General features: G+C 45.9%; 24 protein-coding genes and 3 pseudogenes. 13 read left to right on the forward strand and 14 right to left on the reverse strand.

Going from position 1 to position 25,132, the window contains the following annotated elements; all coding sequences use genetic code 11:
* Positions 1-18: 18 nt before the first annotated feature.
* From spoIIR to DW769_RS07715, 3 genes are all read left to right on the forward strand, one after another.
* A complete protein-coding gene (gene spoIIR, locus DW769_RS07705; RefSeq protein ID WP_117510034.1) occupies positions 19-765 on the forward strand; it encodes a stage II sporulation protein R in 747 nt (248 codons plus the stop codon).
* Between the two features lie 197 nt (positions 766-962).
* Positions 963-1,787 (forward strand): glutamate racemase, encoded by an 825-nt coding sequence (gene murI, locus DW769_RS07710; protein WP_022462144.1) that lies wholly within the window; start codon positions 963-965, stop codon positions 1,785-1,787.
* 39 nt (positions 1,788-1,826) lie between these two features.
* Complete coding sequence (locus tag DW769_RS07715) at positions 1,827-2,279, forward strand: DUF1934 domain-containing protein (protein ID WP_022462143.1); 453 nt, start codon at positions 1,827-1,829, stop codon at positions 2,277-2,279.
* Between the two features lie 60 nt (positions 2,280-2,339).
* Here the strand turns inward: DW769_RS07715 and DW769_RS07720 are convergent, their stop codons facing one another.
* Positions 2,340-2,795 (reverse strand): hypothetical protein, encoded by a 456-nt coding sequence (locus DW769_RS07720; RefSeq protein ID WP_022462142.1) that lies wholly within the window; start codon positions 2,793-2,795, stop codon positions 2,340-2,342.
* 243 nt (positions 2,796-3,038) lie between these two features.
* Between DW769_RS07720 and tig the strand changes: the two genes are divergently transcribed.
* The gene (gene tig, locus DW769_RS07725; RefSeq protein ID WP_158579809.1) at positions 3,039-4,274 is read left to right on the forward strand and encodes a trigger factor; all 1,236 of its coding nucleotides are present in this window, start codon (positions 3,039-3,041) and stop codon (positions 4,272-4,274) included.
* A gap of 238 nt (positions 4,275-4,512) precedes the next feature.
* On the opposite strand, the gene fucO is transcribed toward tig, so the two are convergent.
* The 5 genes from fucO to DW769_RS07750 all read right to left on the reverse strand — a co-directional run bounded on the left by fucO (position 4,513) and on the right by DW769_RS07750 (position 10,534).
* Positions 4,513-5,661 carry a lactaldehyde reductase gene (gene fucO, locus DW769_RS07730; protein WP_117510037.1) on the reverse strand — a complete coding sequence of 383 codons (1,149 nt, stop codon included), beginning with the start codon at positions 5,659-5,661 and terminating at the stop codon, positions 4,513-4,515.
* Between the two features lie 187 nt (positions 5,662-5,848).
* Positions 5,849-6,430, reverse strand: a complete 582-nt coding sequence (locus DW769_RS07735; protein ID WP_117510038.1) for a TetR/AcrR family transcriptional regulator C-terminal domain-containing protein — start codon at positions 6,428-6,430, stop codon at positions 5,849-5,851.
* Positions 6,431-6,566: 136 nt separating this feature from the next.
* The gene (gene codB, locus DW769_RS07740; protein ID WP_118750202.1) at positions 6,567-7,811 is read right to left on the reverse strand and encodes a cytosine permease; all 1,245 of its coding nucleotides are present in this window, start codon (positions 7,809-7,811) and stop codon (positions 6,567-6,569) included.
* 66 nt (positions 7,812-7,877) lie between these two features.
* Positions 7,878-8,966: a phosphoribosyltransferase gene (locus tag DW769_RS07745; protein WP_118750203.1), complete on the reverse strand. Its 1,089-nt coding sequence runs from the start codon at positions 8,964-8,966 to the stop codon at positions 7,878-7,880.
* Positions 8,967-9,136: 170 nt separating this feature from the next.
* Entirely contained in the window at positions 9,137-10,534 is a 1,398-nt protein-coding gene (locus tag DW769_RS07750) for an alanine/glycine:cation symporter family protein (RefSeq protein ID WP_118750204.1), read from the reverse strand.
* Positions 10,535-10,820: 286 nt separating this feature from the next.
* On the opposite strand from DW769_RS07750, the gene DW769_RS07755 reads away from it, so the two are divergent.
* Positions 10,821-11,804 carry a dipeptidase gene (locus DW769_RS07755; protein ID WP_118750205.1) on the forward strand — a complete coding sequence of 328 codons (984 nt, stop codon included), beginning with the start codon at positions 10,821-10,823 and terminating at the stop codon, positions 11,802-11,804.
* 2 nt (positions 11,805-11,806) lie between these two features.
* On the opposite strand, the gene DW769_RS07760 is transcribed toward DW769_RS07755, so the two are convergent.
* The 7 genes from DW769_RS07760 to DW769_RS07795 form a co-directional block, all read right to left on the reverse strand.
* The gene (locus DW769_RS07760) at positions 11,807-12,538 is read right to left on the reverse strand and encodes an ABC transporter ATP-binding protein (protein ID WP_118750206.1); all 732 of its coding nucleotides are present in this window, start codon (positions 12,536-12,538) and stop codon (positions 11,807-11,809) included.
* 3 nt (positions 12,539-12,541) lie between these two features.
* On the reverse strand, positions 12,542-13,420 hold the full coding sequence (locus tag DW769_RS07765; protein ID WP_118750207.1) for an ATP-binding cassette domain-containing protein: 879 nt from the start codon (positions 13,418-13,420) through the stop codon (positions 12,542-12,544).
* 1 nt (position 13,421) lies between these two features.
* Positions 13,422-14,225 carry an ABC transporter permease gene (locus tag DW769_RS07770; RefSeq protein WP_022462692.1) on the reverse strand — a complete coding sequence of 268 codons (804 nt, stop codon included), beginning with the start codon at positions 14,223-14,225 and terminating at the stop codon, positions 13,422-13,424.
* A gap of 77 nt (positions 14,226-14,302) precedes the next feature.
* A complete protein-coding gene (locus DW769_RS07775) occupies positions 14,303-15,247 on the reverse strand; it encodes an ABC transporter permease (RefSeq protein ID WP_022462693.1) in 945 nt (314 codons plus the stop codon).
* Between the two features lie 257 nt (positions 15,248-15,504).
* Entirely contained in the window at positions 15,505-16,056 is a 552-nt protein-coding gene (locus DW769_RS07785) for a stage V sporulation T C-terminal domain-containing protein (protein WP_117801849.1), read from the reverse strand.
* Positions 16,057-16,228: 172 nt separating this feature from the next.
* Complete coding sequence (locus tag DW769_RS07790) at positions 16,229-17,122, reverse strand: DegV family protein (RefSeq protein WP_118595257.1); 894 nt, start codon at positions 17,120-17,122, stop codon at positions 16,229-16,231.
* A 575-nt stretch (positions 17,123-17,697) separates the two neighbouring features.
* Entirely contained in the window at positions 17,698-18,147 is a 450-nt protein-coding gene (locus DW769_RS07795) for an Rrf2 family transcriptional regulator (protein ID WP_055221751.1), read from the reverse strand.
* A gap of 230 nt (positions 18,148-18,377) precedes the next feature.
* Here DW769_RS07795 and DW769_RS07800 point away from each other — a divergent pair, with 230 nt between their 5' ends.
* Positions 18,378-19,004 carry a DUF3786 domain-containing protein gene (locus tag DW769_RS07800; RefSeq protein ID WP_118750208.1) on the forward strand — a complete coding sequence of 209 codons (627 nt, stop codon included), beginning with the start codon at positions 18,378-18,380 and terminating at the stop codon, positions 19,002-19,004.
* Here the strand turns inward: DW769_RS07800 and DW769_RS07805 are convergent.
* On the reverse strand, positions 18,926-19,573 hold the full coding sequence (locus DW769_RS07805) for a TetR/AcrR family transcriptional regulator (protein WP_019162593.1): 648 nt from the start codon (positions 19,571-19,573) through the stop codon (positions 18,926-18,928). The genes DW769_RS07800 and DW769_RS07805 overlap by 79 nt on opposite strands.
* Before the next feature lie 168 nt (positions 19,574-19,741).
* Between DW769_RS07805 and DW769_RS07810 the strand changes: the two genes are divergently transcribed.
* From DW769_RS07810 to DW769_RS16835, 7 genes and pseudogenes are all read left to right on the forward strand, one after another.
* Positions 19,742-20,512 carry an ATP-binding protein gene (locus DW769_RS07810; RefSeq protein WP_117762263.1) on the forward strand — a complete coding sequence of 257 codons (771 nt, stop codon included), beginning with the start codon at positions 19,742-19,744 and terminating at the stop codon, positions 20,510-20,512.
* Positions 20,513-20,597: 85 nt separating this feature from the next.
* On the forward strand, positions 20,598-21,530 hold the full coding sequence (locus DW769_RS07815) for an AAA family ATPase (protein WP_118750209.1): 933 nt from the start codon (positions 20,598-20,600) through the stop codon (positions 21,528-21,530).
* Between the two features lie 675 nt (positions 21,531-22,205).
* Positions 22,206-23,354, forward strand: a complete 1,149-nt coding sequence (locus DW769_RS16830) for a cobaltochelatase CobT-related protein (RefSeq protein WP_243105431.1) — start codon at positions 22,206-22,208, stop codon at positions 23,352-23,354.
* A gap of 16 nt (positions 23,355-23,370) precedes the next feature.
* Positions 23,371-23,565 carry a hypothetical protein gene (locus DW769_RS07825; protein ID WP_118750211.1) on the forward strand — a complete coding sequence of 65 codons (195 nt, stop codon included), beginning with the start codon at positions 23,371-23,373 and terminating at the stop codon, positions 23,563-23,565.
* Positions 23,566-23,610: 45 nt separating this feature from the next.
* Positions 23,611-24,624 (forward strand): annotated as a pseudogene (locus tag DW769_RS07830) (fibronectin type III-like domain-contianing protein); the annotation flags it as partial.
* Positions 24,623-24,835, forward strand: a pseudogene (locus DW769_RS07835) (TnpV protein); the annotation flags it as partial. The pseudogenes DW769_RS07830 and DW769_RS07835, both read left to right, overlap by 2 nt.
* A 123-nt stretch (positions 24,836-24,958) precedes the next feature.
* A pseudogene (locus tag DW769_RS16835) lies at positions 24,959-25,126 on the forward strand (helix-turn-helix domain-containing protein); the annotation flags it as partial.
* Positions 25,127-25,132: the final 6 nt, after the last annotated feature.

Genomic DNA, 25,132 nt, shown 5'->3' on the forward strand with positions numbered 1-25,132 from the left:
AAAAACAGGAGGCAGCATATGAATGAGAAAAAAGTACAGAGCCGGAAACGGAATCAAAATCAGACACAGAAGAAATCCAGGGACAGGCAGGCGCAGCCCCGAAATACATTTGGGAACCAGCATAGAAGTCAATTCCAGGCGGCATTTCAAATTTTCTGCCGCCGCTGGCTCCCCGTCTGCATTGCGGCGCTGATCCTTTCCGGAACCGCCAATCTTCTCCGCGAGTCCCGTCTGCAGCAGGAAGTCGCTGCAAAGATCGTGCGCTTTCACGTAAGAGCCAACAGCGACTGCGCCTCCGACCAGCAGATCAAGCTTCAGGTACGCGATGCCGTTGCCGAAGAACTGCAGACGATCCTGCACGGAGCCGAAACAAAAGCAGAAACCGAAGAAATCCTGCGTGAAAACGAGCCCTCCATCCGTGCCGCCGCCCTTCAGACGCTGCGCGCAGGAGGCAGTACTGACGATATCACCGTAACGTACGGAAAAGCCAGTTTTGAGGAAAAAGAAACGGGCAATTATATTCTCCCCGCCGGAACGTACGACGCTCTTCAGATCAACATCGGCAGAGCCAAAGGGCACAACTGGTGGTGCATGCTGTACCCGTCCATCTGCTTTTCGGATGCCCTGCGCCCCGTAAACGAGGACGGCGAAAGTGCAGAAAAAGTCGAAAAAAGCCGGATTCCGCTGCAGAATCTGTTGAGTGACGCCGCCTACCGCGAAATCCTGAAAAGTGACCGGATTTCGTTCCGGTTTTTCTGGCGTTAAGCGGATTTTTCGAAAGACTTTCAAGAGAAATGATTGCAATATTCCTCCATTCGGGTTAAAATAATGTATCAGTGACCTATTTTAACCAGGGTCGTGAAATGAAAAAAGAAATGTAAAAATTCAGATATATTAAATATAGAAATGAACCCCATTCGGCATGACAAAAAAGTAATGCCGGATGAAAAATGGAGGAAAGTATGAAAGCAGACAGACAGGCGCCGATCGGCGTCTTTGATTCCGGTGTCGGCGGACTGACCGTAGTGCGTGAGATTATGCGAAACCTGCCCGATGAACGAATCGTATATTTTGGAGATACCGCGCGTGTGCCGTACGGTTCCAAATCGAAAAACACCGTCATCCGTTATTCCCGCCAGATCGTACACTTTCTGGAAACCCAGCAGGTCAAGGCAATCGTCATCGCCTGCAACACCGCAAGTGCGCTGGCACTCGATACGATCGAAAAAGAGATTGATCTCCCGATCATCGGCGTGGTAAAACCGGGCGCACAGATGGCCGTCGAGACGACGCAGAACAAGCGCGTCGGCGTCATCGCAACCGAGAGCACTATTCAGAGCGGCCTCTACCAGCAGCTCATTACCGAGGCAGATCCGGCGATCACCGTTTACGGAAAACCGTGTCCGCTGTTCGTGCCGCTCGTGGAAGAGGGCTGGACAAAAGATCCGATCACCGAGGAAGTGGCGCGCCGCTATCTGGCAGAGATTCTGGATAAAGACATCGACACGCTGATTATGGGATGCACCCACTATCCGCTGCTGCGTTCTCTGCTGCGGAAAGTAGTCGGAGAAAAAGTAACACTCGTCAACCCGGCATACGAAACCTCACAGGCACTGTGCAGACTGCTGCGGGAGCTGGATCTGGAGAATCCTGGAAACGATGAGCTGGGCCGTCAGAAATACCAGTTCTTCGCAAGCGACGGCGTGGAGCGGTTCAATGCCTTCGCACATTCCGTTCTGCCGGAGCAGATCAGCGATACGAAACAGGTACAGATTGAAAACTATTAAAAACGACATACAGAAAAGAGAGAGGAACATCAGAAAAGGATGGAAAAAGACGTACTCATCAGCATCCGCGGACTGCAGTATCTGATGGATGAGGAATCCGGCGAACAAGAACCGGTGGAGGTTATGACGACGGGTTCGTACTACAAGAAAAATGGCCATCACTTTCTGATCTACGACGAGGCAACCGAAGGCTTTGACATGATGACGCACAACATGATCAAATTTACGGAAAACGCCCTCGAGGTGCGCAAGCGCGGCCTCATTGATGTCCATATGATTTTTGAGGAGGATAAAAAGAACATTTCGTTTTATCACACGCCATATGGCATGATCAACATGGGAGTTGCGGCGACGAAGGTCAGAATGAAAGAGACGCCGGATCAGATTTTACTGAAGGCAGAATACGCGCTCGACATCAACGACAGCTACGTGGGGGACTGCGTAATCGATATCGAAGTAAGACCGCGGGAAGGCGGAAAACTGAATTTATAAAAAATACCCGGGAAGAATGAAAATCATTCAACTCGGGTATCTGCATTTTCAGATGAAATTTTATTTCTCCTCGCCGCGTGCCTTGCGGAGCATTCTCTGCCAGAAGCCGTTTTTCTTTGCCGGCTGCTCTAACGAACCGCGGATGCCGCGAACTCCGGTGATGTAGATACCGCTTACGGTAGCCTTGACTTCTTTTTTCACCGGGATCTGATCGAAGATAGCAGCGTCGCAGATCAGGGTCATGATTCTCGGACCGACTTTTGCTTTGACGATCGGCAGTTTTGCACGACGCATCATTTTCGGTGTCTGGTCGATGACCATCTGTGGAAGTCCGGAATCTTTCATGCGAAGCTTTTTCTTATCTATGATCAACATGGAGACAGTCTGTTTCATGGCCTCCATTTGTTCCTGCTGTGCGGCCTGTTTTGTCTGTGCTTTTTTACCGAAGTAATACAGCAGACCAAGGATGACAGCGATGACAGCTAATACGATTAATACGATAATCCAGGGTTTCATCCCTCTATTCCTCCTCTGCAAAAAATAATGTGGGCATCGGAACATACAATGCCAGTCTATGAACATTCTAACATTGATTTCGGCAAAACGCAAACACATTTTAGCGCAATCCAGGCGATTTTACGGTCGAAAATCATAAGAATTTCTAAAATCGGAGCCCCAGCCTTTTTTTTACCAGACAAGTATGGTAAAATGAGATTTACAACGCGCCGGGAACGGCGTAGTATGGAGGAAAATTCAAGAATGAAAAGAAAAGCAGCAGTCATGCTTCTGCTCATGACACTGGGAGCAGCCAGTGTGAGCGGATGTGGAAAAAACAATACAACAAGCAGCAGTTCCGTATCAAGCGCAAGCAGCACAAGCGCTTCCTCAGCATCCGATGCGTCGAGCGCAGGCAGCACATCGTCCGACAGCACAGCTTCTGAGGAATACGCTTCCCCGAGTGATGTAGACGGGATTCCGGTTGTCGATGAGGAAGTTGATCCGGCAGAGTGTGTAACGCTTGGAGATTACAAAAAGCTGACACTGGAAAAGAAAGTAGAGCAGGTAACGGATGATGACGTACAGACGGCAATTATGGCAGAGACAGCTGTCACCATGGACGATCCGGACGCCACCGTACAAAAAGGCGACACCGCCGATATTGCCTATGTTGGCAAAGTTGATGGCAAGGAGTTTGACGGCGGAAGCAGTGATTCCTACAATCTGGTGATCGGATCCGGTACCTTCATCGATGGATTTGAGGATGGTGTCATTGGAATGAAAACAGGGGAGACAAAGGATCTGAACCTGAAATTCCCTGACAGCTATCAGAGTACCGATCTGGCAGGAAAAGATGTTGTGTTTACCGTTACGGTAAATGCGTTTACCCGCCCGGCAGAAAACATTGACGGATGGGAACTCGACGATGCATGGGTAGCAGAGAATACAGATTACAGTACTGTGGAGGAATACCGTGCCGGAAAACGCGCAGAGCTGGAGGCTGCAAATGAGACGACAGCGGAAAATAATCTGCAGAATGACGCGATGCAGCAGGTGGCAGACGGCTGTACGTTTCACAAAATTTCGAAATCCTATATCACCCTTGGCGAAGAAGATTACGATAAACGGTATACCGCTTATCTTCAGAATTACGGCATTTCCCTGGACGACTATCTGGAGCAGTATGCGGACAGAGCGACCTACAATCAGGAGAAAGCAACGTATGCAGGAACGATGGCAAAAAGTGCCCTCCTTCTGGATGCCGTAAAAGAGGCAGAAGGCTGGACAACAGATGACCAGGATTACCAGCAGATCTTAAACGACGAGGCAGCCAATGCCAATATGTCGCAGGAAGATTTCCTGAAAGCAGCCAATGACTATTACGGGGAAGATACGGTAGTGCGCAATATCATGATGGAGCGCATGATCAATATGGTTCTCGATAATGCAACGGTCAATACTGTGACTGTGGATGCAGACGGAAATACAGTAGAATAAAAAGAGAAATCACCCCGGAAAACAGGATAAAAATTTCTGTTTTCCGGGGTGATTTAACCGAATCAAGTAAGTCCCCTGCTTCCATTGCGAAAAGCAATAAGCAGTGGGTGGGGACTTGCTTGTATCAGGAGGAGTGCAAGCTCCTTCTGATAAACTGCGGAGCAGTTATTTGGTTATGAGCAAGTAGCGAAGCGGATTGCGAATATCCGCTTCGCATGTGGGAAACGAATTGTGTTCGTTACGCCATGATTTTGCGGAACAGATCCTTCAGATCTTCTACGCTTGCATCCTTCGGGTTGCCCGGTGCGCAGGCATCTGCGTGTGCGGAATCTGCAAGGAACTGCAGATCTTCTTCTTTGACTGCCTCGAGAACAGATGGGATTCCAACGTCTGTGGACAGCTTCTTAACAGCATCAATCGCTGCTTTTCTGTACTCTTCCTGAGACATTTCGTCTACACCTGCAACGCCCATGGCACGTGCGATTTCACGGTATTTCTCACCGGTGCACTCCTGGTTGTATTCCATAACGATCGGAAGCATCATGGCACATGCAACACCGTGTGGGGTATCATAAACAGCACCAAGGGTGTGTGCCATGGAGTGAGCGATTCCAAGACCTACGTTGGAGAAGCCCATACCTGCGATGTACTGGCCAAGAGCCATTCCTTCGCGTCCCTCTTTGGTGTTTGCGACAGCACCGCGCAGAGATTTGGAGATGAGTTCGATGGCTTTGAGATGGAACATGTCAGTCATTTCCCATGCAGCTTTTGTGGTGTAGCCTTCGATTGCGTGAGTCAGAGCGTCCATACCGGTGGAAGCGGTCAGGCCTTTCGGCATGGAGGACATCATATCCGGGTCAACAACTGCGATGATCGGCATATCGTGCGGGTCAACGCATACGAATTTACGTTTTCTCTCTACGTCGGTGATAACGTAGTTGATGGTAACCTCTGCAGCAGTACCGGCTGTAGTCGGAACGGCGATGATCGGTACACACGGATTTTTGGTCGGTGCGGTGCCCTCAAGGCTTCTGACATCCTCAAACTCCGGGTTTGCGATGATGATACCGATGGCTTTAGAGGTATCCATAGAAGAACCGCCGCCAATGGCGATCAGATAGTCAGCGCCGGATGCCTTGAAAGCTTCTACGCCGTGTTTTACGTTTTCGATGGTCGGGTTTGGCTTGATATCGCTGTAAAGCTCATAGTCGAGTCCGTTTGCGGTCAGAATATCGGTTACTTTGGAAGTAACGTTGAATTTAATCAGATCCGGGTCAGAGCATACGAATGCTTTTTTGAAGCCGTGTGCCTTTGCTTCATTTGCGATCTCGGCAATAGCGCCTGCTCCGTGATAAGAGGTTGCATTTAAATTAATACGATTTGCCATGTTTGAAAAACTCCCTTCTAAAATGAATAAATGGTTTTACTGAACTTGTTATTATATTAACAAATCCGGAAGGGAAAAAGAAAGTGACAGAAGAAGCGAAGTGTAACACTTTAAAAAAAATCGCCATTGTGACAAAAACAACAGAACAAAATTTGTGAAAAATAACAAGAGCTGTTTGCGGGAAATTCTAAGAGAGCAGCTGCAGATTCCGGAACAGTTTTTTTAAGTCCTCCGGCATTGCCCGGACGAGAAGAGCGGCAAACTCGGAAGGTGTCAGATCCATGCCGGTAAGCACCCATTTTACGGTCATGGTGATGGAACCCTGACAGTACATTTCGAGAAGAAAATGTATTTCCGGTGAAACCGGACTGCCGCTTTTTTCGTGAATCAGATTTTCGTAGAACGCGAGAATCAGATCGAAATCGTGTTCACGCAGAGAATTCTGTTTGTCGTAGCGGAAGGCAGCGGCGAAAAAAGCTTTTTCTTTCTGAATATAGGTAAATTTCTTTTCCAGACTGTCAAAAACGGTCGTTCCGCGCCCCATATGTTCGAAGGATTTTGTCAGTAATTTATCAAAGTACCAGTTAATCAGATCGTATTTGTCGAGAAAATTACGATAGAAGGTCTGGCGGGTAACACCGCAGATTTCACAGATCTGGCGTACGGTGATCTCTTCGATGGGCGTTGTTTTCATGCACTCCTTCATGGATTCGGCAAGACGGTATTTTGTTTTTTCTCCTTTGGGAGCAGATACGGTGGAATGGATCATCCGGGCAGTTTCCTTTCGTTTCGAAAATTGTAACTATGCAGAGTTATGCATATATTATAACGCGAATCCGAAAAAATAAAAAGCCCTGAACATGTTCCGGAGATAAGATACAGGAACATATTCAGGACGATTTTGCCTATTTTCTTTTGTTTACGGCCTGTCCGACACAGTAGCATACAGCGGCAACAACCATGCCGTTGATGGAAGCGATGCCCCAGTGTAAGAGGTTCGCAACAATGGCACCGAGAATGACACCGGCAACCGCAAACCAGTCTACGGTTTTAAGATTCGGCTGATCGGTTTCAAAGTCCTTTTTGTTCATGAAGTAGGCGAGCACCAGAATCATGCCGACCGGCGGCAGGGTACAATTCAGAATGTTGAGCCAGCCGCAGAAGTTGTAGTACAGCCATACGGAGGCAACCGTTCCGATGATACCGGAAAGGAGAACCATCGGTTTTTTCCTCTGATGGAAGATGTTGGCAAGACCAAGACCTGCGGTATACAGAGCGTTGTCGTTTGTAGTCCAGATATTAAGACCGAGAACGAGAACAGCCAGGTAGAACAGGTTCAGGCGGACCATAACCTCGAAGATATCGTTTCCGCCGACAAAGATCGAGGAAACGGCACCGAAGAAGAACATCAGGGAGTTTCCGATGAAGAAGGCCACAACCGTGGTGATGGCACCCGCTTTTCCGTCCTTTGCAAAACGTGCGAAGTTCGGGGTTGCGGTTCCGCCGGAAACGAAGGAGCCGATGACAAGACCGGCACCGCCGATGATAGTCAGAGATCCGCTGGATTTGGCAAACTGATCGATGATCGTTCCGTCGCCTCTCATTACGGCCATGACCATGGCGATCGTTCCGAGAATGGCAACACTTGGTACAGCGATATAGCTGACGATGGTCAGAGATTCAATACCAAAATAGGCAGAGGCGGTCATGCAGACGCCGGCAAGAATAACAAGTCCCCACTGTGCCGCAGTGCTTCCGCCGAGCAGCTCCTTGGAAACCGGAATTGCAAACATGGCAAGGCCGACACCAAACCATCCGATCTGCGTAAAGCTGGTCATGGCTGACGGCAGATAGGAACCTTTTTCGCCAAAGGCTCTCTGGGACAAAAGATCAAGTGACAGACCGGTTTTTGCGCCAACGTAGCCGAGCAGACCGGTATAAATACCAAGGATGATTCCACCGAGGATCAGTGATCCCAAAAAGCCCCAGAAATCGAGGCCGTCAGCGAGCTGCTGGCCGACCCACATGCTTGCTGAGAAGAAAGTGAAGCCAAGCATGATCATAAACATAGTTACTACATTTTTCCGGGCGGAAGCCGGAACCGCGCTGTCCGCGAAGTCAACATCTTTTACTTTCTTTTCTTTTTCCATAATATCTCCTGAAAACTGTGATTACGGTTCGCCGAAGTTCAGCGAACCGTAAGAAATGGTTTTTTGTTACAGCATGTATTTGCGAAGTGCTGCGGTGAACTCTTCGATTCGTTCCGTCGCAATTTCTTTCAAAGCAGCGTCGCCAAGACTTGCGATATAGCCTTTTTCCTGGCGGTACAGCCATTTGGTTACGCGTTCGTCGATTTCTTCGTAGTGATTGATGTGAATCCACTCTTCGTAGGATGCGTCAAGCGGGCAGCCGAGCTTCTCCTCGAGCAGTCTGGTAAAGTCGATCCGGTCGGCCCTCTCCAGCATTTTATTCCAGAAGTCGAGAACCTCCTCGACATGCTCATGGATTTCATAGCGTCTTGCACCGCCGTCGTAGATGATGCATTTTTCAAACAGCGGATCACGCATGGAAAGAGTTTCTCTTCGGAACTCCGGTGCAATGATACCGTCTTTCCAGTAGAAATCGACATCCGGCAGATTGATTCCGGATACGCCCTTGTCCTGATAGGTGCTGAAGATTCCTTCGTAATATACGGTGATAAAGCCTTCAAACTCCGGCCAGAACTCACGGATTTCTTTGGTGAGACGTTCCAGAATCTTGATTCCGGTTGTGCCGCCGATCGTAAAGATGATAATGTTGCGAAGGGAAGCACCATGCTCACGATAGAAATCGGTTACGTAGCGCAGGCAGTGGATCAGCGTCTCACCCGTTGCGATGATATCGCCGATCAGAAGTGTGCTTCCCGGAACCATCGTCAGCTTGCTGTACTTGATTTCCAGTCCTGCGATTTCTTCCTCTTTAAAGACACGCTCACTTGACAGAAAGCTGATGTCATGTACACGAATGTGTTCGCGGTAGCAGCTTTCCTCCAGCGGATAATTCAAAGCGCCGCGCAGGATGGAAAGGATGTTGGCTGCGGTTACTTTTCCCTGCTCTTTAAAATAATAAAGCATCTGTGAAGTGGACGGGATCAGGCAGTGATAAACCTCATACCCGACAACCTCCGGTGTGTTCAGAAGTTTTCTTGTCTCTGCTTCGGAAACGACATAGTATTCGTTTTCATAATCGCCGCCTGCGAGGCGGTAGCAGTCCACGCCCTGTTCCGAAAACTCCGGCACCAGTTTTACTTCATTCCATTTTTCCATTCAAAAGTTCCTCCCGATTTTCCCTCTTTGGTAAACATCATATAGGTAGTTCATTCTGTTTGCTATAAACTTTTAACAGTGTAAGGTGTAGCAACCTGATTGTCAAGGGAAAAGGCGAATTTACATGATTTTCTTGCAGAAGAAGGGAATGCGCCGCGAGAAAAGAAATTTTACCGGGTTTTGCCTTCTCCGCAAAAGTATTCCTTTGTAAGCTCCACAACCTTGCCCGAAAGCAGGAAGAGCGCAATCAGGTTCGGGATTGCCATGAGGCCGTTGAAGGTCTCGGCAATGCTCCACATCAGGCCAAGATTTGCGGTGGCGCCAAGGATGGCAACCAGCGCATAGGCGGCCATAAAATATTTTGTGATTCTTTCGGAGAACAAAAACTCGATGCAGCGTGCACCGTAAAGTCCCCATCCGAGAATCGTGGAAAAGGCGAAGCAGCACATCGCGAACGCGGTGAGCAGCGAAACCCAGTTTCCGTATGTAAGGGTAAAACCGCTGATGGTCAGCTCTGCGCCGGCAGCCTGTCCGTAGGTGATGGAAGTACCGCTGCAGAGAATAACAAGTGCAGTTAAGGTACAAATCACAATCGTATCAGTAAATACCTCAAAGATACCGAACATACCCTGTTTGACCGGCTTTTTTGTGTCGGCACAGGCATGCGCGATCGAACCGGTACCAAGACCTGCCTCGTTTGAGAAAATACCGCGGGACACACCTTTTTTCACACTCATGAGCATGCTTCCGACGATACCGCCTGTAACAGCAGAGGGACGGAAGGCGCCCTCAAGGATCGATACGAAAACAGACGGAATCCGGTTGAGATTCAGCAAAATTACACCGATGGCAAGGACAATATAAAACAGAGCCATAAACGGAACGAGCTTTTCTGTTACCTGTGCGATCCGTTTGACACCGCCGAGCAGGATCAGCGCTACGAGTGCCGCAATGATGATACCCTGAATCAGGTTGGAGGTCGGGATCGCGTCCTTTGAGATCACATGGTAATTCATCAGTGCGGAGTTGACTGCGGTTGTGATGGTGTTGACCTGCGTTGCATTTCCGGTTCCGAACACAGTCAGTACACCGAAAGCAGCGAAAAGATAGGCCAGAAAATGCCATTTTTTGCTGAGACCGTTTTTGATGTAATACATCGGTCCGCCGACGAGTTCTCCGTTGGCGTTTTTCTCGTGATAGAAAACAGCCAGTGTTACCTCGGCAAATTTCGTACACATGCCGAGCAGGGCGGAAATCCACATCCAGAACACGGCACCGGGTCCGCCGATGGCGATAGCGCCGGCAACACCGGCAATATTACCGGTACCGACCGTGGCGGCAAGTGCTGTACAGACCGCCTGGAACGGTGTAATTGCGCCATCGGAAGCATCTCGTTTGCGGAACATTCTTCCGAGCGTTGTGCGGATCGCATACGGGAATTTTCGAATCTGGAGAAAACGGGTGCGCAGACTCAGGTAAAGACCGACACCGAAAATACAGATCATAGCCGGAACACCCCAGATAAAATTGTTCACGGCATTGTTGATGGTTTCAATCAGTTGGAGCATAGATACCTCTTTCTTTTTCATAAGCAGAAGCACTTTTTTGGAAGATCAGTGCTTTCATAAAGTAACACAATGCAAAAAGTATATCATCTCAGACGAGATTTGCAAGTTTTTTTCGAGAAAAAACGCGGAACCCCCAAATTTTTTGCGATTCCGGAAAGATATATTTTCTCTAGCCTTATGGGTTTACCATGAGCCAGGCGGTTTTTTACGTTTTCTTCCAGTTTTTGTGAAGGAATGCAGCGAAATATGATAGAATAGAAAAAAAACAGAAAAGAGGATTATTGCCATGTTTCAGGTAATTGATATGCACTGCGACACCATCCCGGCGCTGCAGTGGAAGGAAAAACAGGAGCATCTTGCGGATGCGGATCTTCAGATCAATCTGGATAAGCTGGAAAAGGGCGGCAGCCTCTGCCAGTGCTTTTCTCTGTTTACGTTCCTGAAGGGACTGAAAGACGAAACACCGTTTGAGCATGTGAGAAAGCTGGCTGATCTCTGGAAATCAGAGGTGGAACGGTATCCGGACCGCATTTGTCAGATCAAAACGTATGCGGATCTGATGCAGGTACAGAAGGAAGGAAAAATAGGTGCGGTGATGACCGTCGAAGAGGGTGGTGTTTACGAAGGCAGTATCGAAAAACTGCACACACTGTACGATCTCGGTGTGCGGATTTCCACGCTGACCTGGAACTTTCCGAATGAGCTTGGATTCCCGAACCCGGCGCAGGAAGAGGGAAAGCCATATCTTCCGGATCTTGAAAACGGGCTGACACCGACCGGTATTACCTTTGTCGAGGAGATGGAGCGGCTCGGCATAGTGATCGATTTATCACACTTAAATGATGCCGGAATCCGCGATGTTTTTGCACATACGAGAGGTCCGGTCATTGCATCCCATTCCAATGCGCGCGGTGCGTGCTTCCATCTGCGAAACCTTTCAGATGAAATGATTCGTCAGCTCGCAGAGCGTGGCGGCGTCACCGGTATCAATTTCTGTCCGTCGTTTCTGCGCGAGGAGGAGCCGGCAACGAAAAAGGCATCGACGATGGATATGGTACGCCATATGAAATATCTGCGCAACGTCGGCGGCATCGATATCATCGGCCTTGGAACCGATTTTGACGGCTTCAGCGGCGAGACGGATGTGCCGGATACCGCGTATATGCAGCATCTCGCAGATGTGATGAGCCACGACGGTTTCACCGATGAAGAGATCGAGAAGGTCTTTTCCAAGAATGTACTTCGGGTGTTTAGAGAATGCTGGAAATAAAACTACAGCTCCGGTGATGCCGCCAGAAGCTCCTTTGTATAATCATTCTGCGGATGCGCAAACAGTTCTTCCGTCTCCGCGTTCTCCACAATCCGGCCTTCTTTCATCACGAGGACCCGGTCGCATATCTGATAGATCACGTTGAGGTCATGTGAGATAAAGAGAATCGAGAGCTGAAGCTCCTCCTGAAGCTGAACCATCAGCTCCATGATCTGCTTTTGAATCGTCACATCGAGAGCGGAAACCGGTTCGTCGGCAAGGATCAGGCGTGAGCCCTGGATCAGTGCGGCCGCGATGCTGACTCTCTGGCGCTGGCCGCCGGAGAGCTCATGCGGGCGGCGTTTCAGGTGCTCTGCGGAGAGGCCGACTCTTTCGGCCATCGCAAGAACCCGTTTTTTTCGTTCTTCTTTTGGAACCTTCTGCATCCGAAGCGGCTCCTCTAAAATCCAGGAGATTTTCTTCGCAGGATTCAGGGAAGAAAACGGATCCTGGAAAATCATCTGCGGATGGTCGACCTGCGAAATTATTTCGCCCTCATCTGGGCGGATAAATCCTAAGATCACTTTGGAGAGTGTCGATTTTCCGCATCCGCTCTCTCCGACGAGACCGAGAATTTCATTTTCATGAAGCTCGAAAGAGATATCATGAAGCACCGTTTTTCTCTGCTTTCCCTCCTGATAGGAGGCAGAAATATGGCTGACTTTCAGAATGTTGTTTGGACTGATTTCTTCCATGGGTTATTCCTCCTTTTCCGCAGGCGGAGCAGCTTTTTTGTCAGAGCCTGTCGGCCATTGAGCTGTTGGAGCGATTTTGATTCGCTTTCGCAGCGATGTTCGTCGGTTCGGAATTGCATCGAGCAGGCGGCGGGTGTAGTCTTCCTTCGGGTGGAAAAAGACATCGTCCACACTGCCGGATTCCACAATCGTCCCATGATTCATGACGATGACCCGGTCACAGAGCGAACGGATGACGCCGAGGTCGTGTGAGATAAAAAGAATCGCCGTGTGATGGCGTTCATTGATTTTTTTCAGCAGCTTTAAGATCTGCGACTGAATCGTCACATCAAGAGCTGTTGTCGGCTCGTCTGCAATCAGAAGCTTCGGTCCTGTAATGAGTGCCGCAGCGATCATCACCCTCTGGCGCTGACCGCCGGAGAGCTGGTGCGGGTATTTTTTGCAAAGCTTTTCCGGGTCGGGAAGTTCGACCTCATGCATTATGGCAAGAACCTTTTCATGACGTTCTGCCGGTGTGCAGCTCTCATGAATCAGCAGTCCTTCTGCAATCTGTTCTTCGATGGTCAGAACCGGATTTAAAGAGGTCATCGGTTCCTGAAAAATCATGCTGATTTCTTTTCCGCGGATGCGCTGCAGATCCTGGCTGGAAGCGTGCGCAACGGAAGAATCTTCGTAGAGAATTTCTCCGCCGGATACGGCGGAATTTTCCTTTAAAAGGTGCAGAATGGAGAGCGCCGTCTGGGTTTTGCCGGAACCGGATTCCCCGACAATGCCAAGCGTCTCACCTTCTTCTAAGGAAAAGGAGATGCCTTTTACCACTTCGGTCGGTGGCGTGGTATCGTAAAATGCAATTTTTAAGTCACGTACATCGAGAAGTGCCATATCAGTTACCGCCTTTCTTCTGTAATCCGTCGCCGAGGAGCGATACGCCAAGCGCCAGTAAAATGACAGCAAGACCGGGGAAAACAGAGCCCCAGGGAGCAGTCATCAGATACGTCTGGGATTCTGAGAGCATCCGTCCAAGCGAGGCATCGGGCGGCTGGACACCGATGCCGAGAAAGCTCATGCCGGCCTCGGAGAGAACGGCGTTGTTGAAACCGATTGCTGCCATCGAAAGAAGGGACGGGACCGTATTTGGCAGGATATGTACAAATATGATCCGAAGATGGGAAACACCCATCAGACGGGCACTTTTGACATAGTCCATATCTTTGCGTGCGAGAAATTCGCTTCTGGTGATACGTGCAAAGCTCGGAATGAATACGATACCGAGTGCAAGGATCACGTTGTATTTGCCGGGGCCAAGCAGCGCGATAAATACCAGCGCCAGCAGAATTCCCGGAAAGGAAACAATGACATCGTTTATGCGCATCAGGATTTCGTCAATCCATCCGCCAAAATACCCGGTGAACGCACCGACGAGGACACCAATGGTTCCGCCGAGCAGCAGAGTAGCGAAAGCGACGAAGAAGGTTGTACCGGTTCCTTTTAAGACGCGGCTGAAAATATCGCGTCCAAAGTGATCGCAGCCGAACGGGTGCGACAGAGAGGGAGCAGCAAACTTGGCTGCGCCGTTCATTGCATCCGGGTCGTACGGTGTGTAGAAAAAGCCGATCAGAAGAAACAGAAGCATAAAAGCGGTGAGAACAGCTCCGATGATCAGCGTGAGATTGCGTTTCTTTTTCATAATGAAAACCCTTTCGTTTGTCGTGGGCGGCTCCCCATGACCTTTCGGTCGCGGGAGCTGATGATCGAAAGCTCCCGTCAGTCTTTTACGCGGATACGCGGATCAATTCTGCCATACAGCAGATCTACCACGAAATTGATGATAATAATGAGGGCGGCGATCAGTACAAGGATGCCCTGAACCACGGGGTAATCGCGGTTGGAGATCGAAGTGATCAGAAGATTGCCCATGCCCGGAATCGAAAAAACCTGTTCCAGAATAATGCTGTTTGCCACAATATCTGCGATTGTCATGCCCCAGAAGGTCAGTACCGGAATCAGGGCGTTTTTCAGCACATGGTGATACATAACACGGCGTGTACTGTTTCCGCGGGAATAGGCGGTGCGCACATAGTCGGCATCGAGCTGCGAGAGCACAGAGCTGCGCAGCATTTTGACAGCCATGGAACAGCGCGGAAGTGCAATGGCGGCAGACGGTGCAACAAGATAACCGATAAAACCGGAAAAATTTTCAGAAATCGGCACATAGGCGCCCGGCTGAAACCATTTGAGAATCAGACCGAAAAGATACGTGATCAGAATACCGATGAAAAATCCCGGCACAGACATGATCACCTGATTGATCGTCATGATCAGCCGGTCCAGATGGCCTCCGGCGTGCTGTGCTGTGAAAATGCCGATGGGAATCGAGACAACAAGGATCATCAGGAATGCGATAACGGTGATAGCGATGGTAATCGGAACTTTATCGCGGATCAGTTCTCCGACCGGCATCGAGTATGAATACGAGGTGCCGAGATCTCCATGAAAAAAGCCGGTTACCCACGAAGCGTACCGTTCCAGAACCGGCCGATCCAGCCCCATTTCCTTCTGCAGAGCCTCAATCCGCTCCGGCGTCGCCTCCGTTCCAAGCTGCGATTTTGCCGCATCTCCGGGTATGACGGAAAAGGCAAAGAACGATAAAAAGGATACAAGAAGCAGCGTAAGAAGGAGAGAGCCGAATTTCTTTGCAATGTATTTCATGAATGGAAATTCCTCCTTGTGTAATGTAGGATACTCCGGGAATTTTTCCCGGCTTATAAAAGCAGGCACAGAAAAGCTTCGGGCGTATCGGCTGAAGGTTTTCGTGCACGTCATTTTTATTGTAGACAATGCAGGTGTAAATAGCAAGATAAAATTGGAATATCTCGAATTACAGAATAACAGGAAAAGGCCTCTTGCATAACCGGTGCGGATGATGCAAAAAGCCTTTGATAAATTGCCTTCGATAAATCCCCTGTTTAGTTTTCCATTTCCCGTCCGAGGTACGTTGCAGCTACCTGGAGGAGCTTCTTTTCCGTGTCGCCCAGCAGGGACTCCCTGTCTTTGCCGCAGAGAATGACCGAACCGATGGCATCACCGGAGGAGAGAATCGGAAAAATGAGCTCCGGCAGAGGAGTAGTATTGTCTGTGTTTTCCAAAATTGAAAAATAAGCCTTTTCACCGGGACGCGCAAGTACTGTTTTCCGGTTCAGAATCGCCTCCTCCAGCCGGCTGCTGATGGACTTGCCAAGATAATTTTTCTGTTCCGGCCCGTTTGCCGCTACAATCTGTTCCTGATCCGAAACACAGACGAGACATCCGGTCACCGTTGAAATCGATTTTGTAAACCCTGCTGCGCATTCCGCCAGCTCTTCGATCGGTGAGTATTTCTTCAGGATAATCTCACCTTCCCGTCCGGTATAAATTTCCATGGCCTGTCCCTCCCGGATCCGCATCGTGCGCCGGATTTCCTTGGGAACCACTACACGCCCCAGATCATCAATCCTTCGAACAATTCCCGTCGCTTTCATATGAAAAATTCCTCCTGTTTCCGCAATGTACTTTCCATAATTTGTACTGTATGGGTAGTATGTGGAAAAACAGGTGGAATTATGCATGGAAAAAAGAAACAGTATTTCCGCTGTTTGCAGCAATTTCGGAAAAAATACAGTGGAACAGCAGTGGTTAGTCTGGTTGCTCCTTTTACAGAAGACTGCGGTCTTTTCCGAGATAGAACAAAGCGATCGTATCCGGTCCGACGTGGCTTCCGGTGCAGTAATCGTAGGAAGTATTGATAAATTCACGCACCTTCACTCTTTTCTGGATTTCTTCCATCATATAAAGAGATTCCTCATAGGCATCTGCATGTGCGATTCCGACGATCTGGTTTTCCGGGTCTTCGATCGTTTCACAGAAAAGACGAATCAGTTCATTTAAAACGGCCTTGCGTCCGCGGACATTCTTATAAGAAACGATATAGCCATCTTCATTTCCACGCAGAATCGGTTTGATTTTCAGCATATTTCCGACCACAGCGACACTTCCCTTGATTCTTCCGGTGCGGGAAAGATATTTCAGATCGCCGACGGTGAAAATGCCGTTCATTTTGCCGACGTAGGTTTCCAGAAGATCTGCCGCTTCGTCTACGTTCATGCCCCGATCGCGCATTTCGCTGGCATAGATGGCGAGGATGCCCTGTGCAAGAGAGGCATTCAGGGAATCGACGAGGCGGATTTTACGTTTTCCGCCGTATTCCTCAAGAAGCTCCTCGGCAGCAAGTCTTGCGGAGTTATAAGTTCCGCTGATGTTTTTGCTTAAGGAAAGATAGATGACATCCTGATCTGCCTCAAGAGCGGTGCGGAACGCATCCGCAAAATTTGCGGTGCTGATCAGTCCGGTCTTGATTTCACAGCCGGTGCGCATGGCATTGTAATATTCTTTTCCTTTTGAAAGCTCCTCTTCCGGTGACAGATCCGGGTCGAAGCAGACCAGCTCTTTTCCATTCACAAGATTGACGAAAGAAACGACATGGATATCGTATTTTTTCGCAGTAACAGCAGGCAGATTTGCCGCTGAATCAACAAAAACCTGAAACATAAATAAAATTCTCCTTTGTAGTGTAAATGTCCCCCAAAATGATGTAACTTTTGATAAGCATTGTAGCACATTGTATCACCAAAGAAGAGAGATTTCAATGGAAGATAGACAACATACTACAAAGGAGTGTGCCGACAAGTTGATTCCTGAAATCATCTGTTTTCGGAAGAAATTTGACCAGGTATCAATGCATAGTAATAATGACCAAAAACAGCAGACGTATTTTTAGTAAAAACCGCTTTTGAAATAAAATCGTTTTATCTATAAATGAGCAAGTTCGTGATTTTGCATAAAAGAAAGACACCTTGATTCTTGATGTTGTATAATGAAAGTGACGAAACAAACATTTGCAACATTTACGAAAGAAGGTGCCTCTTGCAAATACTATACATCATTCTTTATTCATATACAACCAGCTTAAGCAATTAAGGATAGAGTAAACTTACTGTCAGTTGGAGAGTTGCAGAAGATTCCCTGCTATGAACTTGACCAGATTGTTTTCTCATAGTCTACTTCTCCCACAGTGTTTTGGTAGCATTTCGTATTTGCTGAAGGTACATGAAAGTGTTCTCCTGTTAAATAATATTCTGTAAGTTATTTTCTATAGATATCCGCTGATAGTAGGTATCTATGATATCCTGCAAAGTAATCGTATTCATTTTTTCTTCGGCAGCCTTTTGAATTTCATTATAAAATCCCTGCAAAGATAACTGAATGTTAATGCCAACGCCACAATCTGGATTGGTATGAGTATCTAAATGAAGCAATGGTTTATCACCTTCAACTGCTTTATAAATATCCAGCAATGTAATCTGATCGGCTGGTTTTGAAAGAGAAGGACGGGCATGTCCGGCTACACTTGTCATAAGTTCCGCTTTTTTTAGTTTTAACATAAGCTGGCGTACAAAGCCGGGATTTGTATGGACACTTTCTGCAATTGAGGCACTGGAGAGGGATTTTTCCTGGTTGATAGCAATCAGAACCATCACATGAACAGTATCACTTAATTTCGTTGAATATTTCATGATAAGAAACTCCTTGTAGTATGATATAATGATCTTGTTTTCACGTTTTTGGGATGAAAATATTTCTGGTTTGTTTAAAACATCCTAAGTTCTCAACAGTTCTTTTTAATGTGTTGATAAACTGTACATTTTTTAATGCTTTGATGATTGTAAATAATATAATTACAACTATAATGGAGATTAAAGGAAAAGTCAACACAGATACTATAAATGTTCACAAAGGAGAACTTATGGAATACAAAAATCAAACAGAAAATCGTGCATTTCATGAAATGTTGCAGGCAGCAGTAAAACGGCTGCAAAATCGTTCCGGAGAGGAGATTGCTGCAAAAAGCGGGGCTGTTTTTCATAGCAGCCGGAATGTACTTGAGATAATGAGTTTTTATGAAACGATTGAAATTCAACTTCCTGAATTCTATATTAACTCAGACATAGATGAATGGCATTATCTGACGTTGCTGCATTATCTGGATATGGCCGATGGCACAGAAGGCTCACAGAAGCTCATTACTTTTGGTAACCTGAAAGATGGATTGATACGGGGAACCAAGTTTGACCGGACTGCAGAGCAGAAACTGGAAAAGCTTTTGCAGGATAAAGATCCTGAGAAAATTCAGAAAGCATGTAAAAACCTGGGTGCAGAATTCACAGAGACAAAGGCGGATCTGTGTGCTGTTTTTCCAGTTCTGCCAAGATATCCGGTAACTTTAAAGATATGGTTTGCAGATGAAGAATTTCCTGCATCTGGCAAAATATTTCTTCAGGATCATGCCGATCGTTATCTGAGTGTAGAAGATGCGGTAACAGTTGGAGAAATTTTGCTGCAAAAATTATCGGAAGCCTTTTCTTCTCTCTGATCATGAATCAGAAAACTTTCCAACCCGGCTTTGATAAATTTGTCGATTACTGTCTGAATCTGTTTCCAGTCATTACAGTGATTGCGGAGCATCAGTCTGTTGATGGAAAGGCAGCCATTCATTTGAAAATAAAAAACCGATTCTGCCTGTTCAAAGGTCAGGAGGCTGTGTGACATAAGCCAGGTCACATAGCCTTCTTTTGTATTTTCTGCTATTTTTTCCAGAAGAATAGGGGCAATTGCATCATCCAGAAACAGTGCCCTGTATTGTGATTCCATCTGTATTTTCTGACAGAACGGATAGGAACAGCTTTTTTGATTTAGACAGAATAAATGATCTACAGTTGTTAACATATCCTGAGTCATATCATTAAAAATATCTGATAATACATCATGGATATCGTAGTAATGAAGATAAAAAGTGCCACGGTTGATTTCAGCATTTTTGCAGATCTCTGTAACTGTAATTTTCGTAAAACTTTTCTGATTTAACAACTCTAAGAACGTATCTTTTATGGTTTGCCTGGTATAGCGGGTACGGCGATCTTGTTTTCTCGTTTTTTCTGACATTATATACTCCTGTATTAGTTAGTATCATATAATTTCTCAACAATTTTTCTGATGTGTTGAGTAACCATACAAATCTCACAGATTGATTATTGTAATTTATATAGTAACAACTATAATGAGGTTTAAAGAAAAAGTCAACAGATTGTTCAGAATTTTAGGAGGAAAAACATGGGACATGTAATTGCAGTATCAGGAAAAGGTGGCGTAGGAAAAACAACTCTTTGTGGATTGTTGATCCAGTATTTATGTGAAAGCGGAAAACGTCCGGTCCTAGCGGTGGATGCAGATGCAAATGCAAATTTGAACGAAGTGCTCGGTGTTGAGCCGGAGGTCACACTTGGGGAGCTGAGAGAAGAAATTGAGCGGGCAGGCATAGACCCACGATATCAGATTCCCTCCGGTATGACAAAACAGGCATATCTGGAAATGCGTCTTTCTGATGCGATTGCAGAAGAAGACGATTATGATTTGATGGTAATGGGACGAACCCAGGGACAGGGCTGCTATTGTTTTGTAAATGGCCTTGTACAGACCCAGGTTCAGAAACTGCAAAGCCATTATCCATATATTGTGGTTGATAACGAAGCGGGTATGGAACACATCAGCAGAGGAATTCTGCCAATGATGGAAGTTGCGATTCTTGTGAGTGACTGTTCCAGAAGAGGTGTTCAGGCAGCCGGACGTATTGCAAAGCTGATGAATGAATTAAACTTTAAACCACAGAAAACTGGATTAATCGTGAATCGTGTTCCGGATGGAAAACTGGATGCCGGAACTCTGGAAGAAATTCGAAATCAGGGATTGGAACTGTTAGGCGTTGTACCACATGATGACCAGGTATATCAGTATGACTGTGATGGAAAGCCGATCATACGGCTTCCGAAAGATTCTCCTGTAAGAAGTGCACTGGGAGAAATTGTAAAGAAGTTAGGATTGTGAGTTGGAGGATTGAAAGTTTGAAGATTGAGTAAACAGAAATATTATCTGATTTGATATAACCAATTGCAAAGAAAGGAAAATCTTCATGAGAAATCATTGGACAGAAATAGAAAAATATTTAGAAGACCAGAAGATAGCGCAGGAACTGATTGGAGAACTGAGAGATTTTCACATGCGTTATACGGTAGAGGATCAGGTAAAGGAACGAGTAGAAAAACCGGATATCTTATTTTATGGGAAAAAGATTCTGGAAATGTCAATAGCAGCGCTTCTTCAGGGAGATAACCTTTTACTTTCCGGCGCGAAAGCTACAGGAAAAAATGTACTATGTGAGACACTGGCATGGATATTCGGAAGACCGGAATATGATATTTCTTTTCATGTAAATACAGACAGTGCCGATCTGATTGGAACGGATACCTTTATAAATAATGAGGTTCGCCTTCGGAAAGGCCCCATCTACCAATGCGCGGAATTTGGAGGATTTGGAATCCTGGACGAAATCAATATGACAAAAAATGATGCGGTTTCTGTACTGCATGCCACACTGGATCATCGGCGCAGAATTGATATTCCAGGATATAACAGGATTTTACTTCATCCGGCAACACGATTTATCGGCACGATGAATTATGGTTACGCAGGTACCAGAGAGCTAAATGAAGCATTGGTTTCAAGGTTTATGGTAATTGATATGCCTGAAATGGATGAGGATAGTGTCCTTTTTATATTAAGACAACATTTTCCGGATGGGGAAAAAAGTGCACTGAAAGCTTTTGCAGGACTGTTTCTGGATTTGCAGATCAAAGCTTATCATGGAGAAATCTCAACAAAATCTCTTGACCTGAGAGGATTGGTTTCTGCTGTAAAAGCAACAAGAAGCGGACTTTCTCCAATTGATGCAATCCAGATGGGAATCATAAATAAAAGTTTTGATGTATTTGAAAAAGAGATCGTAGAAGATGTGGTTTCTACCAGAATCCCATCTTCCTGGACCGGAAAAGACATATGGGGGTAAACTTGTATGGAGGATGTCAGATGGCCGGCGGAACAACTGGAAGAACATCATCTGGAGATCAGCAATCGTATCAGAAATCTTTTTTGGACAGTCAGTGGTGATTATGATACGGAATTTGAACCGGATACAGAAAAATATGTTTATTCAAAACAAACGGTTCTGTATGAGGCAGTGAAGCAGGGTGCCTTTGCACGATATTTTGATCAGAAGAAACTTGGCATGTATTTGATGAAAAAAATACATTTTTCTGCTGGAGAAGATATGCTTTTGCCTCTTGCTGGATTATGCATGGATGCTGCAGTGAATCGTTTTATCATTCGAGAACGTTTGGGAACAAAGGAAATCAGAGAACAGGCGTTCAGAGAATTGGAAAAGGCCGAGGAAGAACAGGTATCAGACAAAGCTGGAACAGACCTGATTCACAGGATTAGGCTTCTGTATATAAGGCATGTTCTGGAGAACACAGACGATAAGGGAATGGATCCACAGGCAGAGATTGCATTGTACAAGATTCTTTCTCTGAAGGATGCAGAAAATACGGAAGATGTCATAAACGTGATAGATGAGATTTATAATCATGTTCTGGATCCCTCTTTTGAAAAAAAGAATGGAAATCTGGAGAAGATTCTGAATTTACCGGATATGGCATTGACCAATGACGCGTGGCAGGAATGCATGACAGATGAACAGATGGAAGACATCATTCAAAAATATCTTTCTAATCTCAAAAAAAAGATGATGAGTCTGGATATCAGAAACAAAAAGAAAAAAAGATTTTATTTCTCTCCGGAAAATGAAGAAGTTCCGGAAAGCTCGGAGAATATAAATCCACAGGCAGTGCGACGGATACGGGAATATGTGGAACTGAATTACGGAAAATCGTATCTAAGTGAATCGGAGCAGGCCAGAGTCAACCGGAAATTTTGTACAGGAATCCATAAAAACTGTAACCTGTATCTTACAGATGGAATATTACAGAGCCCTGTGATTAAAAATAATCAATACCGTTTTTCTCAGCTTCAGTTTGAAAAAAATAAAGCCTATTATGGAAATAATCACTGGATCATTAAAAGAAATATTTCTGTGTTGGCAGAGTCACTGAAACGGGCCTTTATAATCCGAAAGGATGATTTTGTCAGCAGATCTGATGCAGGACAGCTTGTTCCTGAGAGATTATGGAAAATTGGAAGAACAGACGATGACAAGTTATTTAATAGAAAAAAGAGAGCAGAAGATTCTGAGTTTGTAATAGACGTCCTGATTGATTCCAGTGGTTCCCAGGCTGACAGACAGGCTCAGGTAGCGGCGCAGGGATATATTATCAGTGAAGCATTAAGCCAGGCAGGAATTCCTCATCGGGTGACAGGATACTGTGCTTTCTGGGGATATACAGTACTTCAGAGATTTCGGGATTATGAAGATCCAAGGGAAACAAATGAAAGAATCTTTCAATTTCGTGCATATGCCAATAACAGAGATGGGCTTGCTCTGAAAACAGTCGGTTCCTCTCTCATGGAGCGACCGGAAAAAAATAAGATTTTAATCGTATTAAGTGATGGAAAACCCTGTGATATGAGCATACAACGACCAGGAACCCGCCAGCCCAAGATCTATGACGGAGAAAAAGCTGTGAAAGATACTGCATATGAGGTACGTCGGGCTAGAAATCAGGGAATTTTCGTAATTGGTATTTTTGCAGGGAATGAAGAAGAGCTCTCCGTGGAAAAGAGAATCTATGGAAAAGACTTTGCCTATATTCGTAATATCAGCGATTTTTCCCGTATGGTAGGAACTTTTTTGCGAAGACAAATTGATATGGAATGAAAATGGAGAAATCACTATGGGTAAAATTGAATTTGCCAATTGCCAGGATGTAAGAAATCAGAAAAGGATACAGGAATTAGATTGTCCACGCTGTCATGAACCGGGAGGCATTGAAGCCTTTGTGAAAGACGGGATACTTGCAGAGGACGGAGTATGTGATAACTGCGGATATATTCTTCCAGAAGGAACAGAACTGGAGGAAGTGGAGTAAGAAGCATTTAAGGAGATATTTGATGTAATGGCAAAATAGACATATATGGTGGATATGGTTTGCTCAAACTTTGACAATGTGATCGTAATTTATAATGGAGCAAATCAGTTTGAACTTGGTTTCGTAGATGAATATCCTCAGATTAAATCTGTTGTATGGTGCCCAGGAACGGGAAATGTGGGATTTAATGCACTCGGTAAAGTATTTTCAGGTGAAGTCAATCCTTCCGGAAAAACACCGGATACATTCATTTATGATATGACGACTGCACCGTGGTGGAATAATGCAGAAAAAACGGAGTATACAAATCTGGCAGATATGGCCGTTGAAGGAATGAACGCAGGAACCGCTCAGGTGTATGCTCCGGCATTTACAAATTATGTGGAAGGCATTTATGTAGGATACAAGTATTATGAAACAGCTGCACAGGAAGGTTCGATTGATTACGATAAGACTGTACAGTATCCATTTGGATATGGGTTGAGTTATACGGAATTTGAACAGAAAATGGGTGAACTGGAGGAGAAAGACGGACAGATTTCTGTAGATGTAGAAGTAACCAACACCGGAGATGTTGCCGGAAAAGATGTAGTAGAAGTGTATTATAAACCGCCATATACAAATGGCGGAATCGAGAAATCTTCTGCAAATCTGATCGAGTTTTCAAAAACAGATCTGCTTCAGCCGGGAGAAACTCAGACTGTTACAGTTACATTCAGTATAGAAGATATGGCTTCTTATGATGAGAATAATGCAAAAGCATATGTTCTTGAAAAAGGGGATTATGTGATTTCAATCAACAGCGATTCACACACTGTGCTGGATCAGAAAACTTATACTGCAGGTGATGATGTAGTATATAAGGGAGAAAATAAAAGAGCATCAGATGATATTGCAGCATCAAATGTATTTGAAAATGCAAAAGGCGATGTGACATATCTTTCACGAGCAGATCATTTTGCAAATTATGAAGAGGCTACAAAAGCGCCGGCATCTGCAGAACTGGGTGAGCCATATATTTCTGAATATCATCTGAACAGCAACTTTGATAAGACTACATCAGGTGATGCTTCTGCAGAACACCATTGGAGAGCATCTTCTGGAAGTAGACAAGGCAGCCAGGGAACGGGAAGAAGTGATTCTGAAACAGTTGGAAGAAAAAGAACCACTGCCGGATAAGGAGAAAGATCAGATGGCATGGGTAAGAGCTGCCAATCAGCACAGAGCGATTGCAGAAGAGATTATCCTGAAAGAATTGATTTATGTATAAGGATTGCCAGTAACTAATCTGGCAGGTAACTGATAAAAATAGAATATTGTGAGCGAAGTAAGGCGTGAGTCATAAGATATGGCTTGCGTCTTTTTCTTTTGAACTGGAAAGGAGGATGGGAGCATGGCACAGATTTTTCGTGTAGAGAGAACTAAGAATTTTACGGTAATGAGTAATCATCATTTCAAGAATAAGAATCTGACATTGAAAGCGAAAGGTCTATTATCGCTGATGTTAAGTTTGCCAGATGACTGGAATTACAATATGCAAGTACTGGCAACATTGAGCAGAGGACTA

Origin of the sequence: Blautia sp. AM29-29 (genome assembly GCF_003480555.1) — a bacterium.
In the GTDB taxonomy this organism is placed as follows: domain Bacteria; phylum Bacillota; class Clostridia; order Lachnospirales; family Lachnospiraceae; genus Fusicatenibacter; species Fusicatenibacter saccharivorans.

Coding starts and splice junctions, on each gene's coding strand:
- spoIIR (WP_117510034.1), top strand. CDS start 19: ATGAATGAGAAAAAAGTACAGAGCCGGAAACGGAATCAAAATCAGACA.
- murI (WP_022462144.1), top strand. CDS start 963: ATGAAAGCAGACAGACAGGCGCCGATCGGCGTCTTTGATTCCGGTGTC.
- DW769_RS07715 (WP_022462143.1), top strand. CDS start 1,827: ATGGAAAAAGACGTACTCATCAGCATCCGCGGACTGCAGTATCTGATG.
- DW769_RS07720 (WP_022462142.1), bottom strand. CDS start 2,795: ATGAAACCCTGGATTATCGTATTAATCGTATTAGCTGTCATCGCTGTC.
- tig (WP_158579809.1), top strand. CDS start 3,039: ATGAAAAGAAAAGCAGCAGTCATGCTTCTGCTCATGACACTGGGAGCA.
- fucO (WP_117510037.1), bottom strand. CDS start 5,661: ATGGCAAATCGTATTAATTTAAATGCAACCTCTTATCACGGAGCAGGC.
- DW769_RS07735 (WP_117510038.1), bottom strand. CDS start 6,430: ATGATCCATTCCACCGTATCTGCTCCCAAAGGAGAAAAAACAAAATAC.
- codB (WP_118750202.1), bottom strand. CDS start 7,811: ATGGAAAAAGAAAAGAAAGTAAAAGATGTTGACTTCGCGGACAGCGCG.
- DW769_RS07745 (WP_118750203.1), bottom strand. CDS start 8,966: ATGGAAAAATGGAATGAAGTAAAACTGGTGCCGGAGTTTTCGGAACAG.
- DW769_RS07750 (WP_118750204.1), bottom strand. CDS start 10,534: ATGCTCCAACTGATTGAAACCATCAACAATGCCGTGAACAATTTTATC.
- DW769_RS07755 (WP_118750205.1), top strand. CDS start 10,821: ATGTTTCAGGTAATTGATATGCACTGCGACACCATCCCGGCGCTGCAG.
- DW769_RS07760 (WP_118750206.1), bottom strand. CDS start 12,538: ATGGAAGAAATCAGTCCAAACAACATTCTGAAAGTCAGCCATATTTCT.
- DW769_RS07765 (WP_118750207.1), bottom strand. CDS start 13,420: ATGGCACTTCTCGATGTACGTGACTTAAAAATTGCATTTTACGATACC.
- DW769_RS07770 (WP_022462692.1), bottom strand. CDS start 14,225: ATGAAAAAGAAACGCAATCTCACGCTGATCATCGGAGCTGTTCTCACC.
- DW769_RS07775 (WP_022462693.1), bottom strand. CDS start 15,247: ATGAAATACATTGCAAAGAAATTCGGCTCTCTCCTTCTTACGCTGCTT.
- DW769_RS07785 (WP_117801849.1), bottom strand. CDS start 16,056: ATGAAAGCGACGGGAATTGTTCGAAGGATTGATGATCTGGGGCGTGTA.
- DW769_RS07790 (WP_118595257.1), bottom strand. CDS start 17,122: ATGTTTCAGGTTTTTGTTGATTCAGCGGCAAATCTGCCTGCTGTTACT.
- DW769_RS07795 (WP_055221751.1), bottom strand. CDS start 18,147: ATGAAATATTCAACGAAATTAAGTGATACTGTTCATGTGATGGTTCTG.
- DW769_RS07800 (WP_118750208.1), top strand. CDS start 18,378: ATGGAATACAAAAATCAAACAGAAAATCGTGCATTTCATGAAATGTTG.
- DW769_RS07805 (WP_019162593.1), bottom strand. CDS start 19,573: ATGTCAGAAAAAACGAGAAAACAAGATCGCCGTACCCGCTATACCAGG.
- DW769_RS07810 (WP_117762263.1), top strand. CDS start 19,742: ATGGGACATGTAATTGCAGTATCAGGAAAAGGTGGCGTAGGAAAAACA.
- DW769_RS07815 (WP_118750209.1), top strand. CDS start 20,598: ATGAGAAATCATTGGACAGAAATAGAAAAATATTTAGAAGACCAGAAG.
- DW769_RS16830 (WP_243105431.1), top strand. CDS start 22,206: ATGACAGATGAACAGATGGAAGACATCATTCAAAAATATCTTTCTAAT.
- DW769_RS07825 (WP_118750211.1), top strand. CDS start 23,371: ATGGGTAAAATTGAATTTGCCAATTGCCAGGATGTAAGAAATCAGAAA.